This is a genomic window from Geodermatophilus sp. SYSU D01106 (assembly GCF_054049995.1).
This window is the reverse complement of sequence record NZ_JBJGYM010000015.1, coordinates 95,746-107,749: the sequence shown is the minus strand read 5'-3', so window position 1 is coordinate 107,749 and position 12,004 is coordinate 95,746. Positions and strand designations below refer to the sequence as shown.

The window sequence follows — 12,004 nt, the reverse complement described above, 5'->3', positions numbered from 1 at the left end:
TCCTTCGTGCTCTGCCCCGCCCCCGTGGGCAGAGCACGACCGCCCGCCGGACAACACCCGACCTCCCCTTCGTGCTCTGCCCCGCCCCCGTGGGCAGAGCACGACCGCCCGCCGGACAACACCCGACCTCCCCTTCGTGCTCTGCCCCGCCCCCGTGGGCAGAGCACGACCGCCCGCCGGACAACACCCGACCTCCCCTTCGTGCTCTGCCCCGCCCCCGTGGGCAGAGCACGACTCCCTTCCTGGGAGAACGGGTCAGAGGGGCTGCAGCGCCCGCCAGGCGGTCCAGGCGCTGGCGATCATGTCCCGCAGGTCGCGGGTCGCCCGGAAGCCGAGGTCGCGGGCGATCCGGTCGACGGCGGCGACCACCCGCGCAGGGTCGCCGGGGCGCCGGCCGGTCACCTCCGGCGTCGTGTCCCCGCCGGTGACCTCCGCGACCACCCGCAGCACCTCGAGCACGCTGCTGCCCTCGCCGCGCCCCACGTTGTAGGTGCCCCCGGGACGACCCGCCGCCAGGGCGCGGGCGGCGGCCACGTGCGCGTCGGCGACGTCGGAGACGTGCACGAAGTCGCGCACCGGGCTGCCGTCGGGGGTGGGGTGGTCGTCGCCGAAGAGCAGCGGCGGCCGGTCGGCGTCGAGGGCCTCGAACACCAGCGGCACGAGGTTGGCCGTCCCCCGGTCGCCGAGCTCGGGCGCCGCGGCCCCCGCCACGTTGAAGTAGCGCAGGCTGGTGGCGGCCAGGCCCCAGGCGGCGCAGTCGCGCAGCAGGTCCTCGCCCGCGAGCTTGGTGCGGCCGTAGGGCGACAGCGGGCGGCAGGCGGTGTCCTCGTCGACCCGGTCGGCGTCGGGCATGCCGTAGACCGACGCGCTGGAGGAGAAGACGAAGCGGGTCACGCCCTTGGCGCGGCACCCCTCGAGCAGCGCGACCAGGCCCTCGACGTTCTCCGCCCAGTAGAGCAGCGGGTCGGCCACCGACTCGGCCACCTGCTTCTTGCCCGCCAGGTGCACCACGCCGGTCACGCCGTTCTCGCGCAGCACCCGCCGGACCATGCCGCGGTCGCGCACCGAGCCGACCTCCAGCGGCACCTGCGGCAGCGACGCCAGCCGGCCGGCGTCGCCGGTGGACAGGTCGTCGAGGACGACGACGTCCTCCCCCGCCGCCGCCATGGCGTGCACGACGTGCGCCCCGACGTACCCGGCGCCCCCGGTGACCAGCCAGCTCACCCGGTCAGCCTGCCCCGGCGGGCGCGGCGGCGCGCGTCAGGACAGCCGCTGCCGCAGGTGGACGGCGACCTCCTGGCCCGCGGCGTCCTTGCCGATCGCCGCGCAGATCGCCTTCCGCAGCGGCAGCCAGTGCGGCCCGTCGCCCGACGGCATGCAGGTGGCGGCGAACGGGTGCCCGTCGACGGTCCCCTCCACCTTCACCGCCCGGCGGGTGCCGAACAGCGCGGCCGAGTCGGGCACGGTGACGAAGGTGGGGAACGCGCCGTCCTTCTCGAGAGGCGCGGTGAACGAGGCGTCGAGCTCCTGGGCTGCCATGCCGCTACCGACCGTCCCGGCGTCCGGGACTCATCGGTGCCGGAGGAGGCGACCGGTCGGGCGGCCCCGGCCCCCACCGCGGGGACGCCGTCCTGTCACCGGCCGGCCCTACGGTCCGGACGGCCGACCTGGAGGTGCCATGACCGCGGTCCGGACCTACCCGCACGGCGTGACCTGCTGGATCGACACCGAGCAGCCCGACCCCGCCGCCGCGGCCGCCTTCTACTCCGGCCTCTTCGGCTGGACGCTCACCGACGCCGTCCCGCCGGGCGCCCCCGGCTCCTACCTCGTCGCCACGCTCGACGGGCAGGACGTGGCCGCGATCGGGCCCGGCGACGGGCCGCCCACCTGGAACACCTACGTGGCGGTCGACGACGCCGACGCCACGGCCGCGGCGGTCCCGGCGCCCAGCTCACCAACGCCCCGGGCGCCTGGAACTTCTCCGACCTGCACACCCCCGACCGCGGCGGCGCGATGGCCTTCTACGGACCGCTGTTCGGCTGGCGCGACGTCGACATGGCGCAGGACTCCGGCACGATGCTGCAGGTCCCGGGCTACGGAGACCACCTGGCCGCCACCGTCGACCCCGGCATCCACGAGCGGCAGGCCTCCGCCCCGCCCGGCTTCGCCGACGTCATCGGCGGCCTGCTCCCCACCGACGCGGGGCCCGCGTCCTGGCACGTGACGTTCACCGTCGCCGACCGCGACGACGCCGCGGCCACCGCCGAGCGGCTCGGCGCCACCGTGCTGCGCTCCGGGGAGGACGCCTGGACCCGCACCGCGCTGGTGCGCGACCCGCAGGGCGCGGAGTTCACCGTCAGCCAGTTCACCCCACCGGAGGGCACCTGGTGAGCGGGGTGGCCCGCTAGCGTGCGCGCCGTGCGCGGTGGGGCGGGCAGGACGACCGGCAGCGACCGGTCTCCCGGGGCGACCCCGGGGCAGCAGGTCCAGGCCAGCACCAGCACCGCCCGCCGGACGGCGCGCTCCGCGCACCTGACGGCGCCTCCCATCGGGAGCGGCTGCCCGCCCCACCGCGCACACCGGTGACGACGCCGCGCCAGGCCGCCGCCACCGCCTCCGGGATCGCCACCGCGCTGCTCGCCGGCCCCTGGCGGCGGCGCGAGGCGGTGCGCCGGGTCGCGGTGTCGCTCGGGCACGCCCGCGCGCCGCGGTGGGTGGGCACGCTGGTCGGCGAGGTCCTCGACGCGTACCGCGACGTCCCGGCCGACCGGCCCCGCGAGCTGGCCGCCTTCCTGACGTCGACCCGCGGCTGGGCGCAGGGGCAGGCCGGCGACGTCGCCCCGCGGGTGGCGCGCCGCGAGCCGGTGCCCACCCGCGTGGTGCGCCCCCGCCCCGGCCTGACCGAGGTGCCCGACCTGGCCGCGCTCGCCCGCCTGCTCGACGTCGACCAGGGCGAGCTGGCCTGGTTCGCCGACGTCCGCGGGCTGGAGCGCACCGCACCGGAGGAGGCGCTGCGGCACTACCGGTGGCGGGTGGTGGAGCGGCCCGGCGGCGTCCGGCTGCTCGCGGCCCCGAAGCCGCGGCTGCGCGAGATCCAGCGCCGGCTGCTGCGGCACCTGGTAGCCCCCGTGCCGCCGCACCCGGCCGCGCACGGCTGCGTGCCGGGGCACTCGGTGCGCACCGCGGCCGCCCCGCACGCCGGCGCCGACATCGTGCTGGCCCTCGACCTCGAGTCCTTCTTCGCCTCGGTCCCCGCCGGCCGCGTGTGGGGCGTGCTGCAGGGAGTGGCCGGGCTGACGGAGCCGGTGGCGCACGCGGTGACCGGCCTGGTGACGACGGTGGTCCCGCTCGCGGTGTGGCGGCGGGTGCCGGTGCCGGAGGACGGCGCCGCCCGCGACCGGCACTCCCGCCTCGGCCGCCGGCTCGCCGTCCCGCACCTGCCGCAGGGCGCGCCCACCTCCCCCGCGCTGGCCAACCTGGTGTGCGCCCGGCTGGACCGGCGACTGGCCGGCCTCGCGGCGTCGGCCGGCGCGGTCTACACCCGCTACGTCGACGACCTGTTCCTCAGCGGCCCGCCCGCCCTGCGCCGGCCGGCGTTCGCCGCGCGGGTCGCCGCGATCGCCGCCGACGAGGGCTTCCGCGTGCACCCCGGCAAGACCCGCAGCGCCGGGCGCGGGCGGCGGCAGACGGTGCTCGGCGCCGTCGTCAACGTCCGGCCCACGCTGCCGCGGGCCGAGCGGGACGCGCTGCGGGCGCTGCTGCACAACTGCGCCGTCTCCGGCTGGGCGTCGCAGGTGCGCGACCGCGACCCGGCGACGTTCCGCGAGCACGTCCTCGGCCGGGTGGCCTGGGCCTCCTCGGTGGACCCGGTGCTCGGCGCCCGCCTGCGGGTTCTCGCCGAGCGGATCGACTGGGGTGCCCCCGGGACGGCATGATCGTCGCGTCCCCCTGCTGTCCTCCGAGAGGGAGACCGTGCCCCCACCTCCTCCCCCGTCCTCCGCGACCGCGTCCGCGGCCGCACCGGCCCCCGGCCCGCTCACCGGCCCGCTCGAGAGCTCGCTCGCCGGCTCGCTCGACGGCCGGGTCGCCGTCGTCACCGGCGCGAGCAGCGGCATCGGCGCCGCGACCGCGCGCGCCCTGGTCGACGCCGGCTGCCGCGTCGCGCTGCTCGGCCGCCGCGGCGACCGGATGGCCGCCGTCGCCAGCAGCACCTCCGACCCCGCCCGCACGCTCGTCGTCGCCACCGACGTCTCCGACGGGCTCGACCTCGCCGACGCCCTCGACGCCCTGCACGACCGCTTCGGCCCGGCCGACCTCGTGGTCGCCGGCGCCGGCGTGCTCACCGGCGCCCCGTTCGAGGACGGCGTGCCGGCCGAGTGGATCGAGATGATCGACGTCAACCTCGGCGGCATCCTGCGCACCGCGCAGACCTTCGCCCGCGACCTGCTCGCCACCGCCGAGGAGGGCCGCGCCGCCGACCTGTTCCTCATCGGCGCGCTCGCCGGGCAGGTGCGCTTCCCGGGCTACGCCGTCTACTCGGCCGTCGAGGCGGCCGTGGCCCAGCTGGCCCGGACGCTGCGCGCCGAGTACGGCCGCCGGGGCGTGCGCGTGCACGTCGTCGCCCCCGGGCTCACCGACACCGACTTCGGCTCCGACATCACCCACGACGGCACCGCCCGCGGCTGGGCCGAGCACCGCGAGGTGATCGTGCCGATGGACCCCGCCGACGTCGCCGCCACGGTGCTCTTCGGCGCCGGGCTGCCGGCGCAGGTCAACCTCGCCGAGCTGCTGGTGCTGCCCACCCGGCAGGACCAGTTCCTGCCCGGCCGGCGCGCGGAGCGGCTGCGGTGAGGGGAGTCCTGCGCGCCGAAGAGGACCGGCCCTCGTTCCTCGGACGGGCCATGCGGGTGGCCGACTCCGACGCCGCGGCCGCCGGGGTGCTGCTGGTCGCCACGCTGCTCGCGCTGCTGTGGGCCAACGTGCCGGGCTCGGCCTACGAGGACGTCTGGCACACCCCGTTCGCCATCAGCCTGGGCGACGCGGTGCTGGAGATGGACCTGCGGCACTGGGTCAACGACGCCGCGATGGCGCTGTTCTTCTGCCTGATCAGCCTGGAGGTCAAGCGCGACCTGGTGCTCGGGGAGTTCCGCGACACCCGGCGCATCCGCATCCCGGTGGTCGCCGCGGTGGCCGGGCTGGTCGTGCCCGCGCTGGTGTTCCTCGCGATCGCCGGGGCCACCGACCAGCCCGGCGAGGCGCGCGCCGCCTGGGGCGTGGTCATCTCCACCGACACCGCGTTCGTGCTGGGACTGCTGGCGATCGTCGGCCGCTCGGTGCCGGTCAACCTGCGGGCGTTCCTGCTGGCGCTGGCCGTGGTCGACGACGTCGGCGCGCTCGCGGTCATCGCCGTCGCCTACACCGAGGACCTCACGCTGCTGCCGCTGGCGGTCGCCGCCGTCGGGCTGGTCGCCGTCGTCGGGCTCAGCCGGATGCGGGTCTGGCGCGGCGGGGCCTACCTCCTGCTCGCCGTGCCGGTGTGGCTCGGCGTGCTCGCCTCGGGCGTGCACCCGACGGTGGCCGGCGTCGCCATCGGGCTGCTGCTGCCGATCCACCCGCCGAGCCCCGACGAGGTCGACGCCGCGGAGGCCGCGGCGCGCGACTACGGCCGCACCCCGACCTCCGGGGGCGCCCACCGGGCGGTGCTCAGCCTGACCCGGTCGGTGTCGGTGAACGAGCGCGGCCAGCGGCTGTTCCGGCCGTGGGTCAACCTCGTCGTCGTGCCGGTGTTCGCGCTGGCCAACGCCGGGGTCGTACTCACCGGCGAGACGCTGGCCGACGCCGCGACCTCCGGGCTGACGTGGGCGATCGTCGCCGGGCTGGTGCTCGGCAAGGTGCTCGGCGTGGCCAGCGCGTCGATGGCGGCGGTGCGCCTGGGTGTCGGGCGGCTGCCGTCGGGCCTGTTCACCCGGCACGTGGTCGCGGCCGGCCTGTTCAGCGGCGTCGGCTTCACGATCTCGCTGTTCATCATCGACCTGGCGCTCGACGACCCGGCGCTGGCGTCGCAGGCCCGCATCGGCGTGCTCGCCGCGTCGGTGACCGCCGCTGTCGTGGCGCTCGGGTCCGTCGCGGTGGTGCGGGCGATCGACCGCACCCGCCTGCCCGGGCGGCAGCGGCTGGGCCGGCCGGTGAGCGCCACCCGCGACCACGTGCGCGGCCGGGTCGGGGCGCCGATGGAGCTGGTCGTCTACGCGTCGTTCGTCTTCACCAACGCGGGGCGCACCGCGGAGGTGGTCGACGAGCTGCGGCGCTCGCTGGGCGACGACCTTGTCTTCGTGTACCGGCACCTGCTGACCGACGACCCGGTGTCGCTGCGCGCCGCGGAGGCCGCGGAGGCCGCCGCCGCGCAGTCGCGCTTCTGGCCGATGCACGACGCGCTGGCCGCCCGCGCCGGCCGGCTCGACGACCGCGCCGTGCGGCGCTGCGCCGTCGACGCCGGGCTGAACCTGGCCCGGGTCGACGCCGCGGTGGCCGAGGGGTCCTTCGCCGCGCGGGTGCGGGAGGACGACGACGAGGGCCGCGAGATGGGCCTGGAGGAGCCGCCGCGCTTCTTCGTCAACGGGCAGCTCTACGACGGCCCGCTCGACGTCGCCCCGATGCGCACCGCGCTGGAGATGACCGCCGGACGTACGCGCGTCAGGGCGGCGGCGCCCGAGCCCGAGGACGAGAACGACCTCGACGACGCGCTGCCGGTGCGCCCGCCCGTCGGGGAGCCGGCGTGAGCGCCCCGGTCGCGGGTCGGCGGGCGGTGGTGATCGGCCTGCCGCTCATCGCCGACGCCGTGGCCGCCGAGCTCCGGGCGGGCGGCGCGCAGGTGGAGCAGGTGGCCACCGCGCGGGAGGTGGTGGCCGACGCCGACGGCGTGCGCGAGCGGCTCGGCGGCGTCGACCTGGTGGTCGCGGCGCTCGGCGGCATCGGCGGCGGCCCGTTCGGGCTGACGCCGGCCGAGAAGTGGGCGGCGATGGTCGAGCAGGGCGCCGGCGACGCGGTGCTCGCCGCGCGGGCGTTCCTCGACGACCTGCTCACCGCGGCGGCCAACGACCGCCCGGCCGACCTGGTGCTCGTCGGGTCGGCGGCGGCGTCGGAGCTGGTGCCCGCGTTCGCGGTGCACGCGGCCACCGCCGCCGGGGCCGCCCAGCTCGCCCGCACGCTGCGGGTGGAACTCGGCGGCACGCTGGTGCGGGTGCGGCACGTCGCCGTCGGGTGGGTGGCCACGCAGAGCACCGCCGACGGCGCCGCGCTCACCCCGGCCGACGTGGCGCGCACGGTCGTGTTCACCACGACGATGCCGCCGACCACGAACGTCGCCGAGGTCTCCCTGCTGGCCACCCGCTACGGCTGACCGCGTGCGCCCGCGCCGCATCCCGCGCCCGGGGGTGCGGCGTGGGCGCACACGCTCGCCGCGGCGCCCCGGCGACGTGGACCGATGAGTCCCGCGGCCGGTGCCGGTCTGTCCCCGCACAGGCAAACGAGGAGGAAGACGTGGACGGTGGGACGAGGAGGGCCGCGCGGGTCGCGGCCGCGGCCGGGGCGTCCTTCGTCGCCAGCTCGGCCTGGTACGCCGCGTTCGGCTCGCGGCTGGCGCAGCTCGACGAGGCCTACGCGGGGCCGCAGCCGTCGCCGGCCGTCGTCGCCCCGGTCGAGCTGGCCCGCAGCGCGACGGTTGCCGCCGCCGTGTCGGTGCTCGCCGACCGGCTGCCGGCGCGGGGCCCGCGAGACACCGTCGCGCTGGCCACCGGCCTGTGGGCCGCCTTCCCCGCGGTGCTGCTCACCGGCTCCGTCTTCCACGAGAAGGTGCCGTGGCAGCAGGCGGCGATCCACGCCGGCGACTGGCTGCTCAAGCTGCTGCTGGTCACCGCGGTGGTCGGCCGCGACTGACCGTCAGCGCGCGGCCGGGGCACCGGGTCCGGCCGGAGCACCGGCCAGCACCTCGCCCCGCGCGAGGTCGCGCCACTCGCGCGGGCTGACCCCGAACTCGGCGCGGAAGCGGCGGGCGAAGTAGGACGGGTCGGTGAACCCCCACCGGCGGGCGACGACGGCGATCGAGCGCGCGCCCGGCCCGGCCAGCTCCGCGCGGGCGCCCTCCAGCCGCTGCGAGATCACCTCCTGCTCGAGGCTGAGACCCGCCGCGGCGCAGGTCCGGTAGAGGTGGCGCACCGAGACCGCGTGCGCGCGGGCGATCCGCTCGGCGTCGAGGTCGGGCTCGGTGAGGTGACGCCGCACGTAGGCACGCACCCGGGTCAGCAGCGTCTCGCCGAGCACGTCCTGGGTGCCCCGCGCGCCGTCGACGGCGGAGGCCAGCAGCGCCCGGGTCAGGTCGACCGTCGCCGAGGCCAGCGAGTGCACGAGCGGCTCGGCGGCCAGCTGGGAGACGTCGCGGGTGAGCTGGGTGACGTGCGCCCGCACCAGGTCGTACAGGGGGCTGGTCCCGGCCACCGGCAGCGCCCGCCGGACGGTGTCGACCGGCAGCCCGAGGCGCGCGGCCGGGATGCGCAGCGCCCGGCACACCCCGCGCCCCGACCAGCGGTACTCGTAGGGCGAGGAGACCTCGGTGAACGACAGCTCGCCGCCGGCCACCTCCCGCTGGGCACCGAACTGCTCCTGCCGCGCGGTGCCGGCCTCCTGCACGGCCAGCGAGAGCACGGGCTCGGGGTCGGCGCGGGCGTGCCGGGCGGTGCGCAGCAGGGTCACCTCGCCGGTGAGGTCCAGGCGCATCACCGAGACGCCGCCCAGGTCCCAGCCGTCGAGCCGCGCGCGGGCGGGCACCGACGGGTCGGGGAAGCGGATGCGCGAGGACATGGTGCCCTCGAGCAGCTCGGCCACCCGGCCGGGACGGCGGTCGGCGGGGTCGAGCCCGTCGGTGTCGACCAGGGTGGCCACGGCGGCTCCGGGAGGGATGGGTCGGCGGACGTCGTCGTCGCGGGTCGTCGGTCATCCTGGCGAGGCCCGGCGGACGACGGAAGCCCGCCGCGCGCGGCCACCGGACCGGGCACCCAGGGTCCGGTCCCGGTCAGTCAGGGCACAGCACGGCGGGCCGGGCGCCCCTAGCGTCCGCGGCACCCGCGGCCCGACCGGGAGCCGCGACCCCACCCCGGAGGCCTGCCGTGACCGCTGCCGCGCCCGTCCCCGTCGTCTTCGTGCACGGCCTCTGGCTGCACGCCAGCAGCTGGACGCCGTGGGGAGAGCTGTTCGCCGCCCGCGGCTACGACCCCGTCGCGCCGGGTTGGCCGGGCGAGCCGCCGACCACCGAGGAGGCGCGGGCGCACCCCGACGCGGTGGCCGGCGTCGGCATCGAGGACGTGACCCGGCACCATGCCGAGGTCATCGCCGGGCTGTCGTCCCCGCCGGTCGTCGTCGGGCACTCCTTCGGCGGCCTGGTGGCGCAGAAGCTGCACGGGATGGGCCTGACCCGGGCGTGCGTGGCGCTCTCGCCGGCGCAGTTCCGCGGCAACCTGGTGCTGCCGCCGGCGCAGCTGCGCACGGCCTGGCCGGTGCTGTCGCGCCCCGGCCTGCGCACGCGCACCTGGGCCCACACCCCGGACACCTGGGCGCGCGGGTTCGCCAGCGCCGTGCCGCGCGAGGAGGCCGACCGGCTCTGGACCGACTACGCCATCCCCTCCCCCGCGCGGCCGCTGTTCCAGGCGGGCTTCGCCGCGTTCACGCCGCGCAGCGAGGCCGCCGTCGCGACCCGGCGGGAGCGCGGGCCGGTGCTCGTCGTGGCCGCCGGGCGCGACCGCACGGTGCCCGAGGCGGCCTCCCGCGCGGCGTACCGCATCCAGCGGCGGCAGGGCACCGGCGTCACCGAGTTCGTGTCCTTCCCCGACCGCGGGCACTCCCTCGGCGCGGACTCGGGCTGGGCGGACGTGGCCGGCACGGTGCTCGACTTCCTGAGCCGCTCCGGCGTGGGGGCGCCCGCGCCGGTCGGCCAGGCCTGAGCGGCGCCGTGCACTCGGGTCCGACACGCACCGCCGGGATCCTCGCCCCGCTGCGCGGCGGGCCCTATCGGTGGCTGGCGGCGGTGCTGGCGCTGTCGCTGGTCGGCACCGGCACGTGGACGGTCACCTACGTCTTCCAGCTGGTGGCCACCGGCGGCGACGCCGGCGACGTCTCCGCCGTGTCCACCGCGGCGTCGGTCGGCGTGCTGCTCGCCGTGCTGGCGGGCGGCGCGGTCGCCGACCGGGGCAGCCAGCGCGCGGTCCTCGCCGGGGTGGCGGCGGTCAAGGCGGGCGGGACGGCGCTGCTCGCCGCCCTGTCCCTCGGGGAGGCGCTGACGACGCCGGTGCTCGCCGGGCTGGCGCTGCTGCTGGGCCTGGCCGACGGCTTCTTCTTCCCCGCCTACTCCGCGCTGGTCCCGCGCACCGTGCCCGTCGCCCAGGTGCTCGCCGTCAACGGGCTGGAGGGCGTACTGCGGCCGGTCGCGATGCTGGTGGCCGGGCCCGCGCTGGCCGGGCTGGTGGTGCGCGAGACCTCGCCGGGCTGGTCGTTCGCGGTCGTCGCGACCACCCAGGTGGCGGCGGCGCTGGCCGCCGCCCGCCTGCCGCGGCCGGCCCCGGGCCCGGCGGCACCCGCGCACGGGCACTCCGGCGGGAGCCTGCGCGACGTGCGCGACGGCGTCCGCTACGGCCTGGGCACCCGCTGGATCCGGACGACGCTGCTGCTGGCGAGCGCGATCCTCGTGCTGGTGCAGGGTCCGATCGAGGTGCTGCTGCCGTTCGTGGTCACCGGCGCCGGCGGCGGGCCCGGGGCGTTCGCGGCGGTGCTGGCCGCGTTCGGCGCCGGCGGGGTGGTCGGCGCGGTGCTGGTGGCCTCGCGGCCGCTGCCCCGGCGGGACCTGTCGTTCCTCGCGCTGGTGTGGGGCCTGGGCACCGCGCCGATGGCCCTGGTCGGCGTCGCGGACGAGGTCTGGCTGGTGGCCCTGTGCACGGCCGTCGTCGGGGCGACGTACTCGGCCGGCGCGGTCGTCTGGGGGACGCTGCTGCAGGTGCGCGTGGCGCCGGAGTACCTGGGCCGGGTGTCGAGCCTGGACTTCTTCGTGTCACTGGCGTTCCTGCCGGTGTCGATGGCGCTGGCCGCGCCGCTGGGGTCGCTGCTCGGCACCGGGTGGGTGTTCCTGCTGGCCGGCACGGTGCCGCCGCTGCTGGCGCTGGTGGCGGTCACCGCCGGTGGGCTGCGCGCCGACGAGACCGCCGCCCGCCGGGAGCCGGTGGCCGGGTGAGTCCCGGCCACCGGCCCGCGGTCAGCCCGGCTCGACCACTCCGGGGATCCCGCCGGGCACGACGCCGGGTACGCCCGGGCCCGCCGCGCCGGTGGTGAGGACGACGGTCGCCCGGCCGGCCTCGACCGCCTGCAGCGTCCGCAGCGAGAGCAGCGCCGGCTGCTCGGCCACCATCCGCGCGGCGTTGGCCATCGCCCGGGTGGCGGCGACCTCGGCCCGCGCCCGCTCCAGCGCCGCCTGGCCCTGCGCCCGCGCCGTCGCGGCCTCCGCCGCGGCGTGCCGCAGCTCCGCCGGGACCATGACGTCGCGCAGCCAGACCCGCTCGAGCACGACGCCGACGGTCTCCGGCGCGGTGCCCACGCGCTCGCGGACCTCGTCGGCCAGCGTCGCGCGGGCGGCGAGCAGCTCGTCGAGGGTGCGGCCGGCGACCCCCTCGCGCAGCGCCACCTGGACCGTGGCGTAGACCAGCGCGTCGGCGTCGTCGACGGCCTCGTGCCGGCGCCGCGGGTCCGCCGTCCGGGCGGTCACGGTCAGGCTGACCCGCACCGACAGCCCGTCGGCGGTGAGCACCTCCTGGCCGGGGACGACGAGCAGCCGCGGGCGGACGGCGACCCGCACGAACCGCCGCCTGCGGCGCGCCCGGCGGTGCCGCCCGGCGCCCAGCTCCTCGGCGAAGCGGCCGTCCCGGTAGACCAGGACCCGCTCCCACTCCTGCACGACGACCCGCACGTC

General features: G+C 78.0%; 12 protein-coding genes. 8 read left to right on the top strand and 4 right to left on the bottom strand.

Annotation, left to right across the window (positions count from 1 at the left end; translation table 11 throughout):
- Positions 1-255 precede the first annotated feature (255 nt).
- Positions 256-1,224, bottom strand: coding sequence for a UDP-glucose 4-epimerase GalE (gene galE, locus ACI78R_RS16340; protein ID WP_457041477.1), 969 nt, complete (start codon positions 1,222-1,224; stop codon positions 256-258).
- A 36-nt stretch (positions 1,225-1,260) separates the two neighbouring features.
- On the bottom strand, positions 1,261-1,539 hold the full coding sequence (locus tag ACI78R_RS16335; RefSeq protein ID WP_073418721.1) for a DUF1905 domain-containing protein: 279 nt from the start codon (positions 1,537-1,539) through the stop codon (positions 1,261-1,263).
- A 474-nt stretch (positions 1,540-2,013) separates the two neighbouring features.
- Here ACI78R_RS16335 and ACI78R_RS16330 point away from each other — a divergent pair, with 474 nt between their 5' ends.
- The 6 genes from ACI78R_RS16330 (at position 2,014) to ACI78R_RS16305 (ending at position 7,935) form a co-directional block, all read left to right on the top strand.
- Positions 2,014-2,391, top strand: a complete 378-nt coding sequence (locus tag ACI78R_RS16330) for a VOC family protein (RefSeq protein ID WP_457041476.1) — start codon at positions 2,014-2,016, stop codon at positions 2,389-2,391.
- Between the two features lie 191 nt (positions 2,392-2,582).
- Positions 2,583-3,935, top strand: coding sequence for a reverse transcriptase family protein (locus ACI78R_RS16325; RefSeq protein ID WP_457041475.1), 1,353 nt, complete (start codon positions 2,583-2,585; stop codon positions 3,933-3,935).
- A gap of 37 nt (positions 3,936-3,972) precedes the next feature.
- The gene (locus ACI78R_RS16320) at positions 3,973-4,851 is read left to right on the top strand and encodes an SDR family oxidoreductase (RefSeq protein ID WP_457041474.1); all 879 of its coding nucleotides are present in this window, start codon (positions 3,973-3,975) and stop codon (positions 4,849-4,851) included.
- On the top strand, positions 4,848-6,779 hold the full coding sequence (gene nhaA / locus ACI78R_RS16315) for a Na+/H+ antiporter NhaA (RefSeq protein ID WP_457041473.1): 1,932 nt from the start codon (positions 4,848-4,850) through the stop codon (positions 6,777-6,779). The genes ACI78R_RS16320 and nhaA overlap by 4 nt, the downstream gene beginning before the upstream one ends.
- The gene (locus ACI78R_RS16310; protein ID WP_454554985.1) at positions 6,776-7,399 is read left to right on the top strand and encodes an SDR family NAD(P)-dependent oxidoreductase; all 624 of its coding nucleotides are present in this window, start codon (positions 6,776-6,778) and stop codon (positions 7,397-7,399) included. Before nhaA ends, ACI78R_RS16310 begins: the two co-directional genes overlap by 4 nt.
- A gap of 140 nt (positions 7,400-7,539) precedes the next feature.
- Positions 7,540-7,935 carry a DUF1761 domain-containing protein gene (locus ACI78R_RS16305; protein ID WP_457041472.1) on the top strand — a complete coding sequence of 132 codons (396 nt, stop codon included), beginning with the start codon at positions 7,540-7,542 and terminating at the stop codon, positions 7,933-7,935.
- 3 nt (positions 7,936-7,938) lie between these two features.
- Here the strand turns inward: ACI78R_RS16305 and ACI78R_RS16300 are convergent, their stop codons facing one another.
- On the bottom strand, positions 7,939-8,937 hold the full coding sequence (locus tag ACI78R_RS16300) for a helix-turn-helix domain-containing protein (protein ID WP_457041471.1): 999 nt from the start codon (positions 8,935-8,937) through the stop codon (positions 7,939-7,941).
- A 224-nt stretch (positions 8,938-9,161) separates the two neighbouring features.
- Between ACI78R_RS16300 and ACI78R_RS16295 the strand changes: the two genes are divergently transcribed.
- Complete coding sequence (locus tag ACI78R_RS16295; RefSeq protein ID WP_457041470.1) at positions 9,162-9,992, top strand: alpha/beta hydrolase; 831 nt, start codon at positions 9,162-9,164, stop codon at positions 9,990-9,992.
- 8 nt (positions 9,993-10,000) lie between these two features.
- A complete protein-coding gene (locus ACI78R_RS16290; RefSeq protein ID WP_457041469.1) occupies positions 10,001-11,272 on the top strand; it encodes an MFS transporter in 1,272 nt (423 codons plus the stop codon).
- Between the two features lie 21 nt (positions 11,273-11,293).
- Here the strand turns inward: ACI78R_RS16290 and ACI78R_RS16285 are convergent, their stop codons facing one another.
- Positions 11,294-12,001 carry an SPFH domain-containing protein gene (locus ACI78R_RS16285; RefSeq protein WP_457041468.1) on the bottom strand — a complete coding sequence of 236 codons (708 nt, stop codon included), beginning with the start codon at positions 11,999-12,001 and terminating at the stop codon, positions 11,294-11,296.
- Positions 12,002-12,004: the final 3 nt, after the last annotated feature.

Coding starts and splice junctions, on each gene's coding strand:
- ACI78R_RS16335 (WP_073418721.1), bottom strand. CDS start 1,539: ATGGCAGCCCAGGAGCTCGACGCCTCGTTCACCGCGCCTCTCGAGAAG.
- ACI78R_RS16330 (WP_457041476.1), top strand. CDS start 2,014: ATGGCCTTCTACGGACCGCTGTTCGGCTGGCGCGACGTCGACATGGCG.